Here is a 19,656-nt window from a genome sequence, read left to right as displayed (position 1 = left end):
GGCCGTCTGATGGTCCGAGCGGCGCCGCCTGGCGCCGCGGCCAATGCCTTGGAGCCGGCAGGCTGGAGCAACGGGCCATGACGCGCTTACCGCACAGCTACCTCAGCGTTCGACGGCTCATATTCGGCGCGCTGACCCTGGTGACGGTCATCCCGCTGCTGATCTTCTGGTTCTGGCCGTTCTCCCGCGCGATCGACGAAGACCTGAACTACGTGGCCCGGGCGCACTTGCTGATCGCCCGCAATCTCGGCGTCGCGCTGGACCGCTACTACACGGACGTCAACACCGTCTTCAACCTGCTGAGTGCCAACATCGCCGCGGGCGACGCGATCCTCGACGTCGAGCCGCTGCTGGTGGAGATGCATTTTCGGCACGTCTGCCTGGTCGAGCCGGACAGCGGCCGCGTCGTCGCCAGCTTCATCCACGACATGCTGACCTGCCCCGACGTGGTGCCGGTCGAGCGCCTGTCGATGTTCCGCACCATGGCGGAAGGCGGCGAGACCGCGCTGAGCGGCGTGATGGCAGGCCCCGACGGGTCGCCCCTGATCTACATCGTCCGGCAGACCGGCGACCTGCTCGCCGTCGGCGCGCTGCAGACCACCTACTTCACCGAGCTGGCGGCGCAGATCAGCTTCGGCGAGCGCGGCCATGCCGCCATCGTCGACCAGTTCGGCCATGTGCTGGCGCACCCGAACGCCGCCTGGGTCCGCGAGACGCGCGATTTGTCCGGCCTGAACGTGGTGCAGCACATGCTGGCCGGCGAGTCCGGCGCCACGACCTTCTATTCCCCGGCCATGCAGGCGGACATGATTGCCGGCTATACCGCCGGCGCGGTCAGCGGCTGGGGCGTGATGGTGCCGCAGCCGATCGCCGAGCTGGAGAGCGAGGTCGGTGCGCTGCGCAGCACCGGGCTCAGCGTGCTCGCGCTCGGCATGGTGGTCGCGCTGCTGGTCAGCTGGGTGCTGTCCGGCCTGCTGGCCAAGCCGATCCGCCAGCTGCTGGCGATCACGCGCTCGATCGACACCGCGCAACCGTCGGCGCGCCTGGCGCCGCTGGCGTGGTACGCGCCGTCGGAGATGCGGGCGCTGGCGACGTCGTTCAACAGCATGCTGGCGCGGATCGGCGACGCCGCCGAGAAGGTGATCCAGGCACAGCAGCGGGCGGAACATGCCAATCGCGCCAAGACCGAGTTCCTGGCCAATATGAGCCACGAGCTGCGCACGCCGTTGAATGCCATCGTCGGCTTTTCGGACGCGCTCGGGCACGGCGTGTTCGGGCAGATCTCGGCGGAGCGCCAGCAGGAGTATATCGGCCACATCCACGCCAGCGCGCTGCACCTGCGCGACCTGATTGCCGACGTGATGGACGTCTCCAGCATCGAGAACGGCGCGATCGAGGCGCACGAGGGCCAGTTCGCGCTGGACCGCGCCATCGACGACGCGATCAACCTGGTCCGCACCGACGCGCTGGCCAAGGGCATCAGGGTCATGGCCGAGCATCCGGACTGCCGGGTGACGCTGTACGGCGACCAGCGGCAGTTCGCCCAGGTGCTGATCAACCTGCTGAACAACGCCGTCAAGTTCACCCGCGGCCCGGCCGGCCGGATCACGGTGACCACCGCGCTCGACCCGGCGGCGGGGCTCAGCATCGCCATCGCCGACAACGGCATCGGCATTCCGTCCGGCCAGGTCGGCGCGATGCTGCAGCCGTTCAAGCGCGGCGAGAGCTCCTATGTGCGCAGCCAGCCCGGTTCGGGGCTGGGTCTGTCGATCGTCTCCAAGATCCTCGACCTGCATGGCGCCAGCCTGAAGATCGACAGCGCCGAGGGCGTCGGCACGACGGTGACCATCCGCTGGCCGCTCGACCGGGTGCTGACATTGCCCGCCGCCACGCCGGCCCGCCCGTCGGAAGCCGACCGTGCCGTCGCAGCGGGCGACGAGCCGCGCCAGCCGGCCGCGGCGGCCGCCGGCAATCTGCGGCTGGTCCACGCCCAGCGCGGCTGAGCGGAGCGGCTCTCAAAAAGCCGATCGGCACTCGATCTAGAAGCCGCGCAACGGCAGCGTAACCGGCCGTTGCAGCCAGTTGTCGGTCGGATAGTCTGCGGCAGGGTCGATCACGTGCAGGGTATAGGCATGACGCGAGCGGCCCGAGCGGTTGGGCGCGCTCCAGTGCGGCAGCAGGCCGTGCAGCACCACCATGCTGCCCTTCGGCACTTCCAGCGGCACGCCATGCCGGAGGTCGAACGGCGCGTCGTCGAAGACATCGGTGGTGGTCCCGCCTTTTCCGTCGCGGCGGAACCGTCGCCGCAGGCCGTCGCGATGGCCGCCGGGCAACGCCCACAGGCAACCGTTGTCGCGATCCGCATCCTCCAGCGCGAACCAGAAGCCGAGGCATCGCGGCGGCTCGGTGACCAGGAAGGTGCCGTCCTGGTGCGGAATGACCTCGCCGCCGATCCGCGGCTGCTTGAAGATGTACATGGATTGCAGCAGCAGTGCCGCCTCGAAGCCCAGGTCGGCCGCGACCTCCGCGATCCGCGGGTCGCGCGAGAAGCGGTCGAAAGCCGGGTCGAGGTCGTGCATGGCATGGCCGAACTTGTTCAGCGACAGCGCCTTGGGCTGGCGCAGCGTGCCGTCCTCGGCAAAGGCCTCTTCCTCGAAGAAGAACGAGATGTTGCTGCCCGACGCCAGGAAGTAGGCGTCCTGGGCGTGGGTCTGGCTGGTGGTCGAGAAGACGGTACGCACGCTGTCGGGGTCGAACGCATCGACCATCGCATCCGCCCTTGCGCGCAGGGCATCGCACTCGGCCGCGGGCTTGAAGCGCTCAAGCACCAGATAGCCGTTGGCTTCGAAGAATGCGCGCTGCTCCGGGGTTAGCATGCCAGTCCGCCCGCCGATCGTCCGTTCGCGACGAATATGGCATTGCGCGACGTTCCCGGCCAGCCGGCCGCGGCTCGGGCCGAACGAGCCCAGTTGGGTGCGTGTCTACGCCTGCGGTCGTTTCGGCGGGCGCCGGCCGTACTTGCCGCTGAGGAAGAAGTCATATCCTGCCCACAACGCCAGACCGCCGAACAGGAACATCCACAGCTCCTCGCCGAGGAACAGCGCTTCGAAAACGACCGCGCCGACGGCGATCAGGAATACGATGATCCGTCGGTAGAAGCGGCTCGAACCACTCGTCGTTCTTGGCCATTGCGCTGCAGGCACCCCGTCGTTTGGTCACGCCCGCCTTGCATAGCCGCGATCGCGCTCTCAGCCAAGCGGCCCGGCTTGACAGCCGACGGCCGCTTCGCGGATGACCGGCTTCATGGTGCGAAATCCCGCGCAGACATCCACCCCGCCGGTCGCCGGCGTGATCCTCGCCGGCGGCCTGTCGCGGCGCATGGGCGGCGGCGACAAGGGCCTGCGCCTGCTGGGCGGTCGCCCGTTGCTGGGTCACGTGATCGCCCGCGCGCAGCCGCAGGTCCGCGCGCTGGCGCTCAATGCCAACGGGGATCCCGCGCGCTTGGCGGGTTTCGGTCTGCCGGTGGTCGCAGACAGCATCGCGGGATTCGCCGGCCCGCTGGCCGGCATCCTCGCCGGCATGGACTGGGCCGCCGCGCACGCGCCGGACTGCCCCTGGCTGGCGAGCTTCGCCGGCGACGCGCCGTTCCTGCCGACCGACCTGGTGGCGCGGCTGCTGGATGCGGTGGCGGGTGGCGACGCCGCGATCGCAACGGTCGCCTCCGGCGGGCAGGCCCATCCGGTGTTCGGGCTCTGGCCGGTCGGTCTGCGCGCGGCGCTGCGTAAGGCGATCGTTGACGAAGATGTGCGCAAGGTCGATGTTTGGACCGCCCGCTTCCCCCTGGCGACAATCGACTATGCAATCGAGCCCTATGATCCCTTCTTCAACGCCAACCGGCCCGACGACCTGTCGGCGGCTGAACGCATCCTGGCGCACCTGAGCCGATGAATCGCACCGTCCGAAGCCGGCTCGCCAGCGGCGCGCTTGGGCTGGCGCTCGCCGTCCTGCCGACGGCCGCAGGCGCCCAGCACCCCGACCCGGATCGCATTGCACAGCTGACCGCGCTGGCCGAGCGCGGGCTCGCCGACGCGCAGACCGCGCTGGGCTATGCACTTGCCACCGGCGACGGCGTCGGCCGCGACATCGCGGCGGCGGAGCGTTGGTACCGGGCCGCGGCCGCCCAGGGCGACGCGACTGCGGCGTTCAACCTGGCCGCGCTGATCGAGGCCGAGGGCGGCGACGCGGCGGAGGCGGCCGGCTTCTATCGCATGGCGGCCGACGCGGGCCTGCCCGACGCGGCGGCGGCGCTGGCGCTGATGTATGAGCAGGGCCGCGGCGTTGCCCAGGATTTCGCCGAGGCGGTGCGCTGGTACCGCATTGCGGCCGATGCCGGAAACCCGGCCGCCCAGGTCAACCTCGCCCGCTACTATCTGCGCGGCGTGGCGGTGGAGCCGGACACCGCGGAAGCCCTGCGGCTGCTGGAAGCTGCGGCCGGGCAGGGCCTGGTCGATGCGCAGCTGGCGCTCGGCCGTCTTTACGATCGCGGAGAAGGGGTGCCGCGCGATGCCGCGCGCGCACGGCGCTGGCTGGATGCCGCAGCGGCGCAAGGCGACATGGCGGCCGCGGCAGAGCTGGGGGCGCTGATCCTGAAGAGCGACGGCGATCCGGCCGAGGCGCATCGCTGGCTGACCGCTGCGGCCGAAGCCGGCGACCTCGGCGCCCAGCTCGACCTCGCCGCGCTGGCCGAGGCCGACGGCGCAATGGAGGAGGCGGCGAACTGGTGGCGCGCGGCCGCCGAGCAGGGCGACATCGCCGCCCAGAACAACCTCGGCCGGGCCTACGACCTCGGTCGCGGCGTCGAGCGCGACGTCGCGCAGGCGCTATCCTGGTACCGGATGGCGGCGGAACAGGGCTATGCACCCGCCCAGTTCAACCTCGGCCTGAAGCTGCTGGAGGGCGACGGGCTGCCGGCCGACCCGGTGGCGGCGCAAGCCCTGTTCGCCAGCGCGGCCGAGCAGGGGCACCCGCCGGCCATGCTGAATCTCGGCATCATGCTGGCCAATGCGGCGACCGAGCCGGACGATCTGGTCGAGGCCTATTCCTGGATCCGGATTGCCGTGGATGCGGGCGTGCCGCATGCGTTCGACGCCTTGCGCACGCTGTCGGAATCGCTGACCGACGAACAGATTGCGGCCGGCCAGGCCCGCGCGGCGGAGCGGCCTCCGGTCCGGTTCTGACCGCCCGCCGTTGCGTTCCGTTCCGAAATTGTGATGCCCGTCACTTGGCGTCCCGTCGCGGACGATGTATGTAAGAAACGTCTTACATTCATGCGACACCAAGCAGGAGGGCGACATGCAGGCACATTCGGTGGTCGGGCGGGACCAGTGGCTGGAGGCGCGCAAGGCGCTGCTGGCAGAAGAGAAGGCGTTCATCCGCGAACGCGACAGGCTGGCGGCTGCACGGCGGGCGCTGCCGTGGGAACGCGTGGAGAAGGCCTATGCCTTCGAAACCGAGACCGGACGCAAGACGCTGGCCGACCTGTTCGAAGGTCGCAGCCAGTTGATCGTCTATCACTTCATGTTCGGTGCCGACTGGGAACAGGGCTGTCCCAGCTGTTCGTTCCTGGCAGAGAATTTCGATGGCTCCGCCGTCCACCTGTCGCATCGCGACGTCGCCTTCGTCGCCGCGTCGCGTGCGCCGCTGGATCGGCTACTCGCCTACCGCAAGCGGCTCGGCTGGCGCTTTCCGTGGGTCTCGTCGCTGGGCAGCGACTTCAACTACGATTTCCATGTCTCGTTCACGCCGGAGCAGATGGCTGCCGGCACGGTGGACTACAACTATCGCGAGGGCCAGTTTCCCAGCGAGGAAGCGCCCGGCCTCAGCGTGTTCGCGCGCGGCGACGACGGCGCGATCTTCCACACTTACTCGACCTTCGCCCGCGGGCTCGATCCGCTGATCAGCACCTATCAGTATCTCGACCTGGTGCCGAAGGGCCGCGACGAGGCGACACTGCCCTGGCCGATGGCCTGGGTACGGCGGAACGACCAGTATGACGACTGACGGCGGATGCTGCGGCGCGGCCGGCCTGTCGCAGGCCGTCGCCGCACTGCCGCCGGGCTGGTGGCGGCGGCCGGTCTATCGGCTGAGGTCGGCCACCGCCCGCCTCAGTGCGGGCAGCGTCTCCGCGGCGAACCACGGGTTGCGCTTCAGCCAGGCGGTGTTGCGCCAGCTCGGGTGCGGCAGCGGCAACATGCGGTCGGGCAGGTAGTCGGCGAAGGCGCGAACCGTGTCGGTCATCGAGGCCTTGCGCCGGGCGTCGAGATAGCGCGCCTGGGCATAGCTGCCGACCAGCAGGGTCAGCCGGATATCCGGCATCAAGGCGCGCAGCGGCGCATGCCAGGCCGGCGCGCATTCGCGCCGCGGCGGCAGGTCGCCGCCCTTGGCGTCCTGCCCGGGAAAGCAGAAGCCCATCGGCATGATCGCGATCCGCGCCTGGTCGTAGAAGGCGTCGCGGTCCATCTCCAGCCACTCGCGCAAGCGGTCGCCGCTGGGGTCGTTCCAGGGAATGCCGGTCTCATGCACGCGGGTGCCGGGCGCCTGGCCGACGATCAGCAGGCGGGCCGTCGCCGAAACGCGCAGCACCGGCCGCGGTTCGTGCGGCAGCGGGCACAGGCGGCAGGCCCGCGCCCGTCGTGCGACATCGTCCAGCGTCTCGACGTCAGCCATCGCCGCCGCACAGGGCATCGACGAATGCGGGCACCGCAGTGCCGGCGGGGCCATGGATGCGGTGGACGAAACGGCTGGCGCCCTCCGACGGTTCCAGGTTGATCTCGACGGTGACGCAGCCGCGCGGGACCGCGTCGACGAAGCCGGCCGCCGGATAGACCGTGCCGGACGTGCCGATCGCGGCAAACAGGCTGGCCTGGCCGAGCGCGTGATAGATCCGGTCGAGCTCCAGCGGCATCTCGCCGAACCAGACCACATGCGGGCGTACCCCGCCGGCATTGCCGCAGGCGACGCAGGGGTGGGCGGGCGCCAGGTCCTCGCGACATCGGATCACCGTGCCGCAGCCGCCGCAGCGCGCCTTCAGGAGCTCGCCGTGCATATGCACCAGCGTGCGGCTGCCGGCCCGCTCGTGCAGGTCGTCGATGTTCTGCGTCACCACCAGCACCGCGCCGGGCCAGTCGCGCTCCAGCCGCGCCAAGGCGGCGTGGGCCGGGTTGGGCAGGACGACCGGGTCGAGCAGGCCGCGGCGGCGCTGGTTGTAGAAGGCGTGGACGCGGGCGGGATCGCGGGCGAAGGCCTGCGGCGTCGCCACCTCATCGATGCTGACGCTGGCCCAGATGCCGTCGGCGTCGCGGAAGGTGTGCAGGCCGGACTCACGGCTGATCCCCGCGCCGGTCAACACCACGACCGCACCATGCGCCGCGCGCAGGGCGGCCATTCGCTCGCGGAAATCGGACGCTTCCCATGCCATGATCGGGCATGATGGGGCGCCCGGGCGCGGGGTCAAGGCCGGACACGGCCGCCTCCCGAAGCCGTCATTGCGCGTGAAAGGCCGTGCCGCATCCATGCGTGTGCTGTTCGTCTGCACCGGCAACATCTGCCGCTCGCCCAGCGCGGAGGGCGTCCTGCGCAGCCGCCTGCGGCACGCCGGGCTCGAGGCGGCCGTCGCGGTCGATTCCTGCGGCACCCACGGCTACCACACCGGCGACCCGCCGGACCCGCGCGCGATCCAGATCGGCGCGCGCCGCGGCCACGACATCGCCGGCCTGCGGGCGCGGGCCTGGCGGCGCGGCGACGCGGACGCTTTCGACCTGATCCTGGCGATGGAGCAGCACCACGCCCGCTGGCTGCGCGACCGCATGCCGGCGGCTGCGCGCGCGACTGTCGCGCGCCTGCTCGACCGCGCCGAAGGCCAGCCGCTGCGCGATGTGCCCGACCCCTACTATGGCGGCCTCGCCGATTTCGAGCGGATGTACGACCTGATCGAAGCCGGCGTCGACGGCTGGCTGCCGGTCCTGGCGGCGGCGCGGTGACCGCCGGCACCGCAAGCCTCGACGCGGCCGACGCGCCGGACAACGTGCCGGTCGGGATCGGCCTGATCCTGGTCGCGGTCCTGCTGCTGTCGAGCATGGACGCGGCGATCAAGCTGCTGGGCGAGCGCTATCCGCTGATGCAGCTGGTGTTCCTGCGCTCGCTGATCGGGGTGGTGCCGGTGCTGGCCCATGTCGCCGTGACCCGCCAGTGGCATGCGCTGCGCACGCGCAACATGCCGGGGCACCTGCTGCGCGGGGTGTTCTCGCTGTGCGCGATGGGCCTGTTCTTCGCCAGCCTGCAAGCGCTGTCGCTGCCGGATGCGACTGCGCTGTTCTTCGTGGCGCCGTTGATCATGACCGCACTTTCGGTGCCGCTGCTGAAGGAGCATGTCGGGCCGCGTCGCTGGGCCGCGGTCGTCGTCGGCCTGTGCGGTGTGCTGATCATCGTGCGGCCGGGCAACGGCGTCTTCGGCTGGGCGGCCCTGCTGCCGATGGGGGCGGCGCTCAGCTACTCGCTGATCATCGTCGCCACCCGCTTCGTCGGCCGCAGCGAGACGGCGCCGGCGATGGCGCTATGGTACACGGCGGTGCCGATCACGGTCGGCGCGGCGGCGATGCCCTTCGTCTGGGTGGCGCCGACGCCGGTCGACTGGCTGATCTTCGCCGCCGCCGGCTGCTGCGGCGGCTTCGGCATCCTGCTGCTGTCGGCCGCGTTCCGGCTCGCACCCGTCGGGGCGCTGGCGCCGTTCGACTACACCGCACTGCTGTGGGCGGCGGCATGGGGCTGGCTGATCTGGTCGGACCTGCCCGACCTGTGGACCCTGGTCGGCGTCGCGGTGATCGCCGCCAGCGGACTCTACATCATCCGGCGCGAGGCGGTGGCGCGGCGCGCGGCCAAGAAAAATCCCCGCCCGGGCGGCCCGGGCGGGGACGGCTAGGCACGACGCTATCGCCGGCTATTCGGCCAGGTCGACGCCGTAGAAGATGTGGCCGCCGAGCGGATCGATGCGGTAGTCGATCACCTCGTTGCGCACCGGCATGAACACCACCGAGTGGGCGATGGTCACCCACGGCGCCTCCTGCTTGAAGATCACCTGTGACTGCTCGTACAGCGCCGTGCGCTCGGCGATGTCGGTGGTGCGCTTGGCCTGCACCAGCAGGTCGTTGAACTCCTGGTTGCACCAGCGGCTGCGGTTGGCAGAGCCGACCGCGTCGCAGCCGAGCAGGACGTAGAGGAAGTTGTCCGGATCGCCGTTGTCGCCGGTCCAGCCGAGCATGAAGGTCTGTTGCTCGCCGTTCTTGGTCCGCTCCAGATACTCGGCCCATTCGTAGGTGACGATCTCCGACTGCACCCCGATCTCGGCCCAGTCGGCCTGGATCAGTTCGGCCATGCGGCCGGCATTGGGGTTGTAGGGCCGCTGCACCGGCATCGCCCAGATGTCGGTGGTGAAGCCGTCGGGGAAGCCGGCCTCGGCGAGCAGCGCCTTGGCGGCATCCGGGTCATAGGGATAATCGACGACATCGTCGTTGTAGGACCAGATGGTCGGCGGGATCGGGTTCTTCGCGACCGTGCCGGCGCCCTGGTAGATGATGTCGATGATCGCCTGCTTGTCGATCGCCATGTTCAGGGCCTGGCGGACGCGCACGTCGTCGAAAGGCTCCTTCTCGACGTTGAAGCCGAGATAGCCGACGTTCAGGCCTTCCTGCTCAAGCAGGGTGATGTCGGCGTTGCTGCGCATGTCCTCGATGTCGGCCGGGTTCGGATACGGCATCACATGGCATTCGCCGGCCTGCAGCTTGGCATAGCGCACGCTGGCGTCGGGGGTGATCGAAAACACCAGCGTGTCGATCGCCGCCGGCCCTGCCCAGTAGTCCTGGAACGCCGCATAGCGGATCACGGCGTCCTGCTGGTAGTTGACCAACTGGAACGGCCCGGTGCCGATCGGCTCCAGGTCGATCTTCTCCGGCGTGCCGGCCGCGGTCATCGCCTCGGCGTGCTCCAGCGACATGATCGAGGCGAAGTCCATCGCCAGGTTGGCCAGGAACGGCGCCTCGGGCGCATTCAGCCGGAAGCGCACGGTGTAGTCGTCGACCCGGTCGATGCCGGCCAGCAGGTCGGGCATGCTCATCGACACGAAGTACTCGTAGCTGCCGCCGGACAGGTCGTGATAGGGGTTCGCCGTGTCCAGTTGACGCATGAAGCTGTGGATGACGTCGTCGGCGTTGAAATCGCGCGTCGGCGTGAAGTCCGCGTTGCTCTGGAACTTGACGCCCTGGCGCAGGTGGAAGGTGTATTCTAGGCCGTCGTCGGACACGTCCCACGACTCCGCCAGGCCGGGCACGACATTAGTGGTGCCGCGGTCGAATTCGACCAGCCGGTTGAAGATCGTCTTCGAAGATGCATCGAACGTGGTGCCGGCGGTGAAGAGTGCGGGGTTGAACCCTTCCGGGCTGCCTTCCGAGCAGTAGACCAGCGTCTTTGCCTGCGCCGCGGCGCCGGCGCAGACCGCGATGGCGGCGCCTGCCAGCAGGCGTTTCATCAGATTGCTCATGACGTCTCCCAAAGCCTGTTCTTCGGTTGCAAAGGTCGATCGGCCGGTATGCCGGCCTGGACGGGCGAAACCGTGCCTTGGCGGGAGACTGTAGCGGCGTGCCCAGCCGGGCGCAAACGGATCGCACTTGGCTGTGCACACCGCCACAAAGCGGAACGGCGGCCCGCAGGCCGCCGTTCGTTGCCGATCCATGTGCCGCTTCGTGCGGCCGGGCGGTCAGTAGCCGATCACCAGCCCCAGCATCGCCGGCAGCTGGCTCGGATCCTGCACGGCGTTGATCTCGCCGATCGAGACCGGGGCCGGCGGGTTGAGCACGATGCCGAGCGAGCCCGATGGGTTCTGGTAGTCCTCCAGGAACTCGCCGAAGGCGTCCAGCGCCGACGAGGCCAGCGGGTCGCTCGCGAACATCGGCTGCACCTGCTCGAGCTGGGCGAAGATGCCCTGCATCATCTGGTCCTCGCTCATGCCTTCCTCGGCCGCCGCGAAGGCGATCACCCGGCGCAGGAAGCCCTGGTCGGTATAGCTGAGGGCCGCATTCTCCAGCAGCGCCGAGGCCATCGCCTCCGGACCCATCATCGCCATGCCCATCAGCGCGGCTGGGTCGACCTGCGACATCTGCAGGGTGAAGGTGAAGGTGCCGAGATCGACCATCTCCACCGTGATGCCGTTGACCGCGAAATCGCCGGTCGCCGCGTCGAGCGCGTAGTCGATGTAGAAGTTCGCGTTGACCGGCTGGTCGCCGAGGATCTGCTGCAGGTCGTTGTCCATCTCCTCGGTCGGCAGCGAGACGCCCTGGGCCGCCAGCTGCAGGAACATCGGCGGGCTGCCGGCACCGATCGAGGCCATGTCGATCCGCGCCACCGACAGCATCTCCATGTCGATGTAGTCGCCCGGCTCCGGCTCGAAATGGACGCCCGACAGGATGAAACCCTCGGGGCTGTCGCTCAGCACCTGGTCGTAGGTCAGCGCGCCGTCGGGCATGCCCGAGGCCGCGGCCATCGCCATCAGCGTCGCGAAGGCACCGTCGCCGGTGGGCGCCGCCGGCGCCACCTCTTCCGTCGCCGGTTCCTCGGTCACCGCCTGGTCGGTGCGCGTCCCCTGGCCGAACAGGCCGCCGCCCTCGGACGGCGCCTCGCCGGTGGTCTCGCCGGACGGAGCGGCCGGCGCGGAACTGCCGCTGCCGTCATAGCTGGCATTGAGGCCTAGCATCGAGACGATGCCGGTCGGGTCCTGCAGCCCGGCCAGCTCGGCCAGGCTGACGGGTGAAGGCGGATTGGCCGTGATGACAAGCGGACCGCCCGGCGCGGCGTAGTCGCCGATGAAGCCGCTGATCGAATCGAGCACGCCGGCCGCGATCGGGTCGGCGGCGAACATGGCGCCCATCGCCTGCATCTGCGGCAGCATCGCCTGGTTGACGAAGCTGTCGACGTCCATGCCTTCGTCGGCGGCAATCATCTCGAACAGCGCGGCCAGGCCGCCGTCGTCGTCCAGCGTGATCGAGACGCCGTTGATCATCACGCCGGTCAGCGCCTCCGGGCCCGCGAACATCGCGCCCATGATCGATTCCATCGACATGCCGGCGACGTCGGCGCTGACCTCGATCCGGCCATAGTCCGGCATCGCGAACATGAACTCGTTCAGGTCGAGTGCCTGCGTGGTCGGGTCGAGCGTGTAGTCGAGCCCGATGTCGAACGTCATGCCGTCCGGGAACATCTCGCGCGCGTCCGCATCCATCGCGTCGGCAGGCACGTGGATGCCCTCGGCCGTGATGTCCATGAAGGCGGGTGGCGCCTGCGTCTGCATCCCCGACATGTCCATGGCGTCGATGCGCAGCCGGTCGATGGTGACCACGCCTTCGCCGGGCTCCGGCTCCATCCGGACACCGGTGATCTCGAAGCTGGTGTCGGTGTCGGAAACGACCTGGTCGTAGGTGAACGCGCCACTCGGCGCGCCCGAGGCCACCATCATCTGCTCCATGGTCTCCAACAGCGTCGCGGCGTGCGACAGCGAGGAGAACCCGGCGACGGCGACAATGGTCAGTGCCGAGGTGCGAAGTAAGCCCTTCTTCATGCCATCCTCATTTGTGCATTACGAATGTATGTTCGCGCGACATGCGGCCGGGCGCGGGGTGCTGGGTGGACGGGACGTTCGCTCGGCTCGTCGGGGTCGGCGGTGGCGCCGCCCATGTTCATGTCGCAGTGTTAATAGGCTATCGCCAAATTGTGGCAGCCGCTAGACCGAACTGCGGCGGATTTTGTCAGAAGGGGAAGGCGGATGGGCGGCGACGCCTCAGCGGGGGCCGGTGCGGCGGCACTGGAATGTCTGGCGGCGCCGGTGATCGGCCTGGTCGAGCAGGCCGGCCGCGCGATCCTGGCGGTCTACGGCCGGTTCAGCGGCCGCGCGGCGTCCAAGGACGACGGCTCGCCGGTGACGGCGGCCGACCATGCCGCAGACGCCGTGCTGTACGACGGTCTGCGCGCGCTGACGCCGGACTGGCCGGTGGTGACCGAGGAGCGCGCCGCGACCCATGGCCTGCCGTCGTTCGCCGGCCCGGTGTGGCTGGTCGACCCGCTGGACGGAACCCGCGAGTTCCTGGCGCGCAACGGCGAGTTCGCGGTCAGCGTCGGCCTGCTGGTCGACGGCCGGCCGCGGTTCGGCGTGGTGCACGGGCCGGTCGCCGCGCTGACCTGCTGGGGCGTGGTCGGCGCCGGTGCCTGGCGGCGGCGCGGCTGCGGGCGGGCGGAGCCGTTGCACTGCCGCAGCGTGCCGACGGCGGGTCCGGTGGCTGCGGTCAGCCGCCGCCACGGCCTGAACGACCGGCTCGACGCCTTCCTGGCCGCCGCGGGAGTCGCCGAGCAGCGCGCCTGCGGCAGCGCGCTGAAGTTCTGCATGATCGCGGCGGGCGAGGCCGATATCTATCCGCGCTTCGGCCCGACCATGGAATGGGACACCGCCGCCGGCCAGGCGCTGGTCGAGGCGGCCGGCGGCAGCGTGACCCTGCCCGACGGCGCGCCGCTGGCCTATGGCAAGGCCGACCTGCGCAACCCGGGCTTCGTCGCCCGCGGGCTGACGCGGTGAATGGCGGGCGCGAACGGCAACGAGGCACGCGTTGCGGCCGGGTGAACACGGCAAGCCGAAATCGGCAGGAGGCATTCCGATTCCGCTTGAAAGCCTTCTGGAATGTGACCAGCTAGAAATGTGAAGTACGCAAAATCTTATTAGAAGAGATGGCGATGACGCTTTGGGAGTTTCTGCTGTCTTCGGAGATGGTGCCGTTCACCGCCGGGTTTGCGCTGATTCTCCTGGTTCTATTCTTGGAAATCGTCGCACTGATCTTGGGCGGCTCGCTGCTTGGCGCGCACGGCGGAGCCGAAGTTCATGCACCCGACATCGACGGCCCGGCCGTCGACGCTCCGCACATCGACATGCCCGATGCGGATCTGCCAGACGTGCATGCGCCAGACGTGCATGCGCCAGACGTGCATGCGGAGGTCGGCGGTGCCGCCGGCATTCTCGGTGCGCTCGGCCTGGGCGATGCGCCGTTCATGGTCTGGCTGATTGCTGCCATCGGTGGCTTCAGCGTCAGCGGCTATGTTGCCCAGTTGCTCGCCCGTGAGGCTCTCGGCGCGCCGCTATCGGCATGGCTGGTCGGGACGGGTGCGCTGGTGTTCGGCCTTGCTTTGGCCAAGAGGGCGTCACGATTCATCGCTAGGATTCTGCCGAAAGTGCAGACCGAGGCGGTGTCCGAGGCGCGGCTGGGTAGCCGGGTCGGCGTGATCACGGTCGGTACCGCCCGCGCCGGGCGGCCGGCGGAGGCGAAAATCACAGACCACTTCGGCAACACCCACTACATCCGGGTCGAGCCGATGCGCGACGGCGAAGAACTGACCGCGGGCACGCAGATTGCTGTGATGCGCCGCAAGGGCCGCGTCTACAGCGCGGTGAAGCTTGAAGACTAGTCCTGTCAAAGGAGGGGTCCATGTGGGAGTTTCTGTTGCCGGTGATCGCCGTCGTCGCGATCATACTCGTGATCGTCCTGATTCTGATGCGGATGTGGCGGCGCGCCACCCGCGAGGTCAGCCTGGTGCGCACGGGCAGCGGCGGCCGCAAGGTGATCATGGACGGCGGCTGCGTATCGCTGCCGGTTTTCCATGAAATCACCCGCGTCAACATGAAGACGCTGCGGCTGGAGATTCGGCGCTCGGCCGAGGCGGCGCTGATCACCAAGGACCGCATGCGCGTCGACGTCGGCGTCGAGTTCTACGTCCGCGTCAATGCGACCGAGGAGGGCGTGTCGCGCGCGGCGCAGACCCTCGGCGACAAGACCTTCAACGTCGATGCGCTGCGCGACATGATCGAGGGCAAGCTGGTCGACGGCCTGCGCTCGGTGGCGGCGCGGATGACCATGGATGAGCTGCACGAGAGCCGGTCGGACTTCGTGCAGGAGGTGCAGAACGGCGTCAACGAGGACCTGGCCAAGAACGGCCTGGAGCTGGAATCGGTGTCGCTGACCGCGCTGGACCAGACCCCGTTCGAGGCGCTGGACGAGAACAACGCCTTCAACGCGGTCGGCATGCGCAAGCTGGCCGAGGTGATCGCCAAGTCAAAGAAGGAGCGCGCGCAGATCGACGCCGAGGCCGACGTGGCGGTGCGGCTGGCCGCGCTGGAGGCCGAGCGGCGCAAGATCGAGATCGCGCGCGACGAGGAGCAGGCCCGCATCGAGCAGGTGCAGCAGCTGGAGACCCTGCGTGCCGCGCAGGAGGCCGAGATCGCCAAGCGCCAGGAGGACAGTGCCCGCCAGTCTGAAGAGGCCCGCATCCAGAAGGAGCGTGAGGTGCGCGCCGCCGAGATCGCCCGCGAGCGTGCGATCCGCGAGGCCGAGATCCAGAAGGACCGCGAGCTCGAAGTCGCCGAGCAGGAGCGGCAGATCATCGTCGCCCAGAAGTCGGAGGAGGAGAGCCGGGCGCGGGCCAGCGCCGACGCCGCGCGGGCCGAGGCGGTGCGGGCCACCGAGGCGGTGACCACGGCGCGCACCGTCGCCGAGGCCGAGCGGTCGAAGCAGGTCGCGCTGATCGAGGCGACCCGCGAGGCCGAGCGCGAGGCGACCCGCATCCGCGTGTCGGCCCAGGCCGAGAAGGAGGCCGCCGCCGACCGCGCCGCCGCGGTGCGCGAGGAGGCGCAGGCCGAGGCCGACAGCATCGCCATCCGCGCCGAGGCGAAGAAGGCCGACCTGCTGGCGCAGGCCGAGGGCCAGCGCGCGATCATCGACGCCGAGAACGTGCTGTCGGCCGAGATCATCCGCATGAAGGTGGAGCTGGAGAAGCTGAGAGCGCTGCCGGAGATCGTCGCGCAGATGGTGAAGCCGGCGGAGAAGATCGATTCGATCCGCATCCACCAGATCACCGGTCTGGGCGGCATCAACGGCGCCGGCGGCAACGGCGCGGGCGCCGAGAAGACGCCGGTCAACCAGGCGATGGACTCGATCCTCGGCATGGCCCTGCAGCTGCCCGCCATGCGCAAGCTCGGCGAGGACCTCGGCCTCAGCATGGACGGCGACCTCGCCGCCGTGGTCAAGGGTGCGGTCTCCGGCGGCGGCGCGGACACGCAGGCGGCGAAAGCGACCGCCGCGCCGAAGAACGGCCGCGGCGCCGACAAGGGCTGAGCCGACCGACAGCGACGGCGCCGCGCGGCACCTCCGCGCGGTGCCAGGTCCATACAATCGAAATGCCCATCATCCCCGGCCTCGTGCCGGGGATGTTTCTTCACGCTCCGCCCGATGGGGGCTGCGACGGCAGTGGAGGTCAATGCGTCCGGCCTCTGCTAAGCATGGCCGCGCATCGGCCGCGCCGGCAACCGTCAGGACCTGTCCTCATGAAGCTCTTTTTCAGCCGCAACCCCAATCCGCGCCTCGCGGTGGCCGTCGCGCGCCATCTGCGCTCGCCGGTCGCGTTCGCGTTCGCCGCGCCGCTGGCGCCCGGCGAGGCCGAACGGTTCCGCCCGCTGAACCCGAACCTGCGCATCCCGATCCTGGAGGAGAACGGCCGCGGGCTGTGGGAGGCCGACGCCATCGCCTGCCGGCTGGCGCGCCTGGCCGGCTCCGGCTTCTGGCCCACCGGCGTCGACGACGAGCCGGAGCTGATCCGCTGGCTGAGCTGGGGCAAGGCCAACTTCGTCCACGCCTGCGACATGGTGCATTTCGAGCGCGGCACCAGGCTGCGCTACGGCCTGGGCCCGGTCGACGAGGCCAAGGTGGCGGAAGGGATGGCCGGTTTCCGCGCCGGCGCCGCGTTGCTGGAGGCGGAGCTGGCCGGCCGCGACTGGCTGCTGGGCGACGCCCCGACCTATGCCGATTTCCGCATGGCGACCTTCCTGCCCTACAACGACGTCGCCCGCCTGCCGCTGGCGGAGTTCCCGGCGTTGCAGGCCTGGTACGGCCGGCTCGACGCCATCGACGCCTGGCGCGACCCGTTCGCTGGCCTCGACGCGCCGCCGCTGCCGCCGATTCCGGCCTGAGCGCGGCGCCCGCCCGTCGCCGGCCTTGCCATTCCGGCGGCGATGCCGGAGCATCGCCATTGCCGCCCCGCGGCGGCGCCCGGCCGCACCGCCGGCGCGCCCGCGGGCCGGACAACTGCGAGGCTTCGGCCATGACCCAGACTTCGCCCGCCGCTGCGCCGGCCGCTGCAACAGGCAACCCGGCGGTCGCGGCCGCCCGCGCCCGCTACGACCGCGACGGCTATCTGTCGCCGATCCGGGTGATGGCGGCCGACGCGGCGACCGCGCTTTACGATGCGCTCGAGGCGCAGCGCCACGCCCAGCCGGACCGCGCGCAGAAGGCGATCGGTCCGAACTGCCACCTGCTGTTCCCCACGCTGTGGGACCTCGCCCACGACCCGCGGGTGCTGGACGCGGTCGAACCGCTGATCGGGCCCGACATCCTGATCTGGTCCGGCCAGATCTTCGGCAAGCCGGCGATGAGCGGCGGCTATGTCTCCTGGCACCAGGACTCGACCTATTGGGGGCTGGAGCCGCCGGACATCGTCACCGCCTGGGTGGCGCTGACGCCGAGCACGGTGGCGAGCGGTTGCATGCGGGTGGTGCCCGGCAGCCACGGCTGGGGCCAGCTCGAGCACAAGGACAGCTTCGCCGACCACAATCTCCTGAGCCGCGGCCAGGAGGTGCAGGTCGACGTCGACGAGGCCACGGCGGTCGACATCGTGCTCGAGCCCGGCGAGATGAGCCTGCACCACGTGCGCATCGTCCACGGCTCGGCGCCGAACCGCGCGGCCCACCCGCGCTTCGGCTTCGCCATCCGCTACATCCCGACCTATTGCCGCCAGGCCCGCGCCCGCACCTTCGCCGCGCTGGCCCGCGGCACCGACGCCTACGGCCACTTCGACCAGCCGCCACGGCCCGACGCCCCGCTCAGCGAGGCCGCCTGGTCCGCCCACGCGGAATCGCTGGCGCGGATCAACGCGGTGATGATGGCAGGGGCCACGCAGGACAGCCGGATCGCGGGGTACCGGGCGGGTTCGTAGGTCGGTGGCCGACGGTTGGCGCTGCCGGGGTGGGACATATTGTGACGCCGCCCGGTGGTCAGAACCCGGCTGCCCGGCCGGTCCATGGCACGCCGAGCGGCACGCCGCAGCTGCCCCAGCTGCCCTGGAAGGCCACCTCCGGCTCGGTCCAGATCACGTCGAACGTGCCCCAGACATAGAGCGGCTGCTGGAACTGAAAGCCTTCGCCGACCAGCTGCGGCGGCGGCGGCAGGGCGATCGGGCAGGCCACCGGCCCGCCGGCGCGGACCCAGCTGCCCTGCCATCGCCCGGTCGCGATGTCCAGCGTGCCCCAGACCAGGCGGGTGCCGTCCTCGTAGATGCCGTAGACGAACAATGTGGGCAGGTCCGGCGCCTGCTGGACGTTCTTGAGGCGCAGAGCGCCCTCGCTGGTATTCCACAGCGCACCCGCGTGGTCGAAGGGCGGTACGGTCCAGACGCCGTTCGACTGGGTCGCGCCGAAGCCCGGGCCGGGTGTCGGGCCGGGCCCCTGCGGCGCGCCCGCCACCGGCACGCAGGCGGCGAGCCCCAGACCCAGGGCGGCGGCCGTGGCGGCAATGGCGGAGGTGCGGCCGGCCGCGAGGGCCCGCCGGCTGTGCGCATGCGACATGTTGCTGTGTCCTTCCGGTCCTGCGGACGGCCGCGGCCCGGTCATTGAACCCGGGGCACGCCCCTCGATGCCCGCAGTCTCGCCCATCGCCGCCGGCATGGCCATGGGGTCGATCCCCCATGTGCGGCCACCGCGGCGGCAGTTCCTGGGCTCGGCCATCGATAACGACCGGTGAGAGTGAGGGCTTTTTCTCCGCTTCGGCGGCGCGCTCGGCTGCCCGGACCTATGAACGAGCCGTCAATGAAGCGAGACCGTCGGGCTTCGCCGATAGCGCGACGAGCGCGCGTATCCGCCGGCCGCGTCGCGCCCATCGGCCTGTCACCCGCGCCGGGCCGCCTCGATCGCGGCGACGTCGATCTTGCGCATCTCCATCATGGCGGCAAAGGCGCGGCCGGCCTCGGCGCCGCCGGCGGCGATCGCCTCGGTCAGCACCCGCGGGGTGATCTGCCATGAGACGCCCCAGCGGTCCTTGCACCAGCCGCAGGCGCTTTCCTGGCCGCCGTTGCCGACGATCGCGTTCCAGTAACGGTCGGTCTCCGCCTGGTCTTCGGTGGCAATCTGGAACGAGAACGCCTCGCTGTGCTTGGCCTGGGGCCCGCCGTTCAGGCCGATGCAGGGGATGCCGCAGACGGTGAACTCCACCACCAGCGCGTCGCCCTGCTGGCCCGACGGATAGTCGCCCGGTGCGCGCCACACGGCCCCGACGGCGCTGTCGGGGAATGTCGCGGCGTAGAAGCGGGCTGCCGCCTCCGCGTCCCCGTCGTACCAGAGGCATATCGTGTTCTTTGCCGTCGTCATCGCTTCGATCCTTCCTGGTGCACGCTGCCGTTTGTCGGGCCGGCGCGCTCCGCCCCAGCATAGCTGGCGGGCAGCGTCCGTCGCCATGGTCGCCGCGTCGGCCG

19 protein-coding genes are annotated in these 19,656 nt (G+C 70.1%); 11 read left to right on the top strand and 8 right to left on the bottom strand.

The genetic code is table 11. The features are described 5' to 3' along the window. Positions 1-77: 77 nt before the first annotated feature. Positions 78-2,003, top strand: a complete 1,926-nt coding sequence (locus tag R3F55_18520) for an ATP-binding protein (GenBank protein ID MEZ5669387.1) — start codon at positions 78-80, stop codon at positions 2,001-2,003. 36 nt (positions 2,004-2,039) lie between these two features. On the opposite strand, the gene R3F55_18515 is transcribed toward R3F55_18520, so the two are convergent. Beyond that, entirely contained in the window at positions 2,040-2,876 is an 837-nt protein-coding gene (locus R3F55_18515) for a phytanoyl-CoA dioxygenase family protein (GenBank protein MEZ5669386.1), read from the bottom strand. Between the two features lie 105 nt (positions 2,877-2,981). Next, positions 2,982-3,203, bottom strand: coding sequence for a hypothetical protein (locus R3F55_18510; protein ID MEZ5669385.1), 222 nt, complete (start codon positions 3,201-3,203; stop codon positions 2,982-2,984). A 100-nt stretch (positions 3,204-3,303) separates the two neighbouring features. Here R3F55_18510 and mobA point away from each other — a divergent pair, with 100 nt between their 5' ends. The 3 genes from mobA to R3F55_18495 all read left to right on the top strand — a co-directional run bounded on the left by mobA (position 3,304) and on the right by R3F55_18495 (position 6,060). After that, entirely contained in the window at positions 3,304-3,948 is a 645-nt protein-coding gene (gene mobA / locus R3F55_18505) for a molybdenum cofactor guanylyltransferase MobA (GenBank protein ID MEZ5669384.1), read from the top strand. After that, positions 3,945-5,237, top strand: a complete 1,293-nt coding sequence (locus tag R3F55_18500; protein MEZ5669383.1) for a tetratricopeptide repeat protein — start codon at positions 3,945-3,947, stop codon at positions 5,235-5,237. Before mobA ends, R3F55_18500 begins: the two co-directional genes overlap by 4 nt. Positions 5,238-5,352: 115 nt before the next feature. Further along, the gene (locus R3F55_18495; protein MEZ5669382.1) at positions 5,353-6,060 is read left to right on the top strand and encodes a thioredoxin family protein; all 708 of its coding nucleotides are present in this window, start codon (positions 5,353-5,355) and stop codon (positions 6,058-6,060) included. Positions 6,061-6,135: 75 nt separating this feature from the next. Here the strand turns inward: R3F55_18495 and R3F55_18490 are convergent, their stop codons facing one another. Both R3F55_18490 and R3F55_18485 read right to left on the bottom strand, forming a co-directional pair. Continuing rightward, positions 6,136-6,726, bottom strand: a complete 591-nt coding sequence (locus tag R3F55_18490; protein ID MEZ5669381.1) for a uracil-DNA glycosylase family protein — start codon at positions 6,724-6,726, stop codon at positions 6,136-6,138. After that, positions 6,719-7,477 (bottom strand): NAD-dependent deacylase, encoded by a 759-nt coding sequence (locus R3F55_18485; GenBank protein ID MEZ5669380.1) that lies wholly within the window; start codon positions 7,475-7,477, stop codon positions 6,719-6,721. The genes R3F55_18490 and R3F55_18485 overlap by 8 nt, the downstream gene beginning before the upstream one ends. Before the next feature lie 94 nt (positions 7,478-7,571). Between R3F55_18485 and R3F55_18480 the strand changes: the two genes are divergently transcribed. Both R3F55_18480 and R3F55_18475 read left to right on the top strand, forming a co-directional pair. After that, positions 7,572-8,039, top strand: a complete 468-nt coding sequence (locus R3F55_18480) for a low molecular weight protein-tyrosine-phosphatase (protein ID MEZ5669379.1) — start codon at positions 7,572-7,574, stop codon at positions 8,037-8,039. Next, positions 8,036-8,977, top strand: a complete 942-nt coding sequence (locus R3F55_18475; GenBank protein MEZ5669378.1) for a DMT family transporter — start codon at positions 8,036-8,038, stop codon at positions 8,975-8,977. Before R3F55_18480 ends, R3F55_18475 begins: the two co-directional genes overlap by 4 nt. Positions 8,978-8,995: 18 nt before the next feature. On the opposite strand, the gene R3F55_18470 is transcribed toward R3F55_18475, so the two are convergent. After that, complete coding sequence (locus R3F55_18470) at positions 8,996-10,579, bottom strand: ABC transporter substrate-binding protein (GenBank protein MEZ5669377.1); 1,584 nt, start codon at positions 10,577-10,579, stop codon at positions 8,996-8,998. A gap of 228 nt (positions 10,580-10,807) precedes the next feature. After that, the gene (locus R3F55_18465) at positions 10,808-12,661 is read right to left on the bottom strand and encodes a hypothetical protein (protein ID MEZ5669376.1); all 1,854 of its coding nucleotides are present in this window, start codon (positions 12,659-12,661) and stop codon (positions 10,808-10,810) included. Positions 12,662-12,865: 204 nt separating this feature from the next. Here R3F55_18465 and cysQ point away from each other — a divergent pair, with 204 nt between their 5' ends. From cysQ to R3F55_18440, 5 genes are all read left to right on the top strand, one after another. Then, a complete protein-coding gene (gene cysQ / locus R3F55_18460) occupies positions 12,866-13,669 on the top strand; it encodes a 3'(2'),5'-bisphosphate nucleotidase CysQ (GenBank protein MEZ5669375.1) in 804 nt (267 codons plus the stop codon). Between the two features lie 155 nt (positions 13,670-13,824). Further along, positions 13,825-14,550 (top strand): DUF1449 family protein, encoded by a 726-nt coding sequence (locus tag R3F55_18455; protein ID MEZ5669374.1) that lies wholly within the window; start codon positions 13,825-13,827, stop codon positions 14,548-14,550. 20 nt (positions 14,551-14,570) lie between these two features. Next, positions 14,571-16,253, top strand: coding sequence for a flotillin domain-containing protein (locus tag R3F55_18450; GenBank protein ID MEZ5669373.1), 1,683 nt, complete (start codon positions 14,571-14,573; stop codon positions 16,251-16,253). A gap of 209 nt (positions 16,254-16,462) precedes the next feature. Then, entirely contained in the window at positions 16,463-17,104 is a 642-nt protein-coding gene (locus R3F55_18445; GenBank protein MEZ5669372.1) for a glutathione S-transferase family protein, read from the top strand. A 131-nt stretch (positions 17,105-17,235) separates the two neighbouring features. Beyond that, complete coding sequence (locus tag R3F55_18440; GenBank protein MEZ5669371.1) at positions 17,236-18,126, top strand: phytanoyl-CoA dioxygenase family protein; 891 nt, start codon at positions 17,236-17,238, stop codon at positions 18,124-18,126. 58 nt (positions 18,127-18,184) lie between these two features. Here R3F55_18440 and R3F55_18435 read toward each other — a convergent pair whose 3' ends face one another. Both R3F55_18435 and R3F55_18430 read right to left on the bottom strand, forming a co-directional pair. Continuing rightward, positions 18,185-18,754, bottom strand: coding sequence for a hypothetical protein (locus R3F55_18435; GenBank protein MEZ5669370.1), 570 nt, complete (start codon positions 18,752-18,754; stop codon positions 18,185-18,187). A 318-nt stretch (positions 18,755-19,072) separates the two neighbouring features. Then, the gene (locus tag R3F55_18430) at positions 19,073-19,552 is read right to left on the bottom strand and encodes a VOC family protein (GenBank protein MEZ5669369.1); all 480 of its coding nucleotides are present in this window, start codon (positions 19,550-19,552) and stop codon (positions 19,073-19,075) included. Between the last annotated feature and the right edge of the window lie 104 nt (positions 19,553-19,656).

The sequence above is a fragment of the Alphaproteobacteria bacterium genome, from assembly GCA_041396705.1.
Lineage (GTDB): Bacteria > Pseudomonadota > Alphaproteobacteria > CALKHQ01 > CALKHQ01 > CALKHQ01.
The sequence above is the reverse complement of the archived record's forward strand: the minus strand, read 5'-3'. Positions and strand labels throughout refer to the sequence as shown.

What these genes read in the sequence shown, in the direction of transcription:
- R3F55_18520 (MEZ5669387.1), top strand. Translation starts at nt 78, where the DNA reads ATGACGCGCTTACCGCACAGCTACCTCAGCGTTCGACGGCTCATATTC.
- R3F55_18515 (MEZ5669386.1), bottom strand. Translation starts at nt 2,876, where the DNA reads ATGCTAACCCCGGAGCAGCGCGCATTCTTCGAAGCCAACGGCTATCTG.
- mobA (MEZ5669384.1), top strand. Translation starts at nt 3,304, where the DNA reads ATGGTGCGAAATCCCGCGCAGACATCCACCCCGCCGGTCGCCGGCGTG.
- R3F55_18500 (MEZ5669383.1), top strand. Translation starts at nt 3,945, where the DNA reads ATGAATCGCACCGTCCGAAGCCGGCTCGCCAGCGGCGCGCTTGGGCTG.
- R3F55_18495 (MEZ5669382.1), top strand. Translation starts at nt 5,353, where the DNA reads ATGCAGGCACATTCGGTGGTCGGGCGGGACCAGTGGCTGGAGGCGCGC.
- R3F55_18490 (MEZ5669381.1), bottom strand. Translation starts at nt 6,726, where the DNA reads ATGGCTGACGTCGAGACGCTGGACGATGTCGCACGACGGGCGCGGGCC.
- R3F55_18485 (MEZ5669380.1), bottom strand. Translation starts at nt 7,477, where the DNA reads ATGGCATGGGAAGCGTCCGATTTCCGCGAGCGAATGGCCGCCCTGCGC.
- R3F55_18480 (MEZ5669379.1), top strand. Translation starts at nt 7,572, where the DNA reads ATGCGTGTGCTGTTCGTCTGCACCGGCAACATCTGCCGCTCGCCCAGC.
- R3F55_18470 (MEZ5669377.1), bottom strand. Translation starts at nt 10,579, where the DNA reads ATGAAACGCCTGCTGGCAGGCGCCGCCATCGCGGTCTGCGCCGGCGCC.
- R3F55_18465 (MEZ5669376.1), bottom strand. Translation starts at nt 12,661, where the DNA reads ATGAAGAAGGGCTTACTTCGCACCTCGGCACTGACCATTGTCGCCGTC.
- cysQ (MEZ5669375.1), top strand. Translation starts at nt 12,866, where the DNA reads ATGGGCGGCGACGCCTCAGCGGGGGCCGGTGCGGCGGCACTGGAATGT.
- R3F55_18455 (MEZ5669374.1), top strand. Translation starts at nt 13,825, where the DNA reads ATGACGCTTTGGGAGTTTCTGCTGTCTTCGGAGATGGTGCCGTTCACC.
- R3F55_18450 (MEZ5669373.1), top strand. Translation starts at nt 14,571, where the DNA reads ATGTGGGAGTTTCTGTTGCCGGTGATCGCCGTCGTCGCGATCATACTC.
- R3F55_18445 (MEZ5669372.1), top strand. Translation starts at nt 16,463, where the DNA reads ATGAAGCTCTTTTTCAGCCGCAACCCCAATCCGCGCCTCGCGGTGGCC.
- R3F55_18440 (MEZ5669371.1), top strand. Translation starts at nt 17,236, where the DNA reads ATGACCCAGACTTCGCCCGCCGCTGCGCCGGCCGCTGCAACAGGCAAC.
- R3F55_18435 (MEZ5669370.1), bottom strand. Translation starts at nt 18,754, where the DNA reads ATGTCGCATGCGCACAGCCGGCGGGCCCTCGCGGCCGGCCGCACCTCC.
- R3F55_18430 (MEZ5669369.1), bottom strand. Translation starts at nt 19,552, where the DNA reads ATGACGACGGCAAAGAACACGATATGCCTCTGGTACGACGGGGACGCG.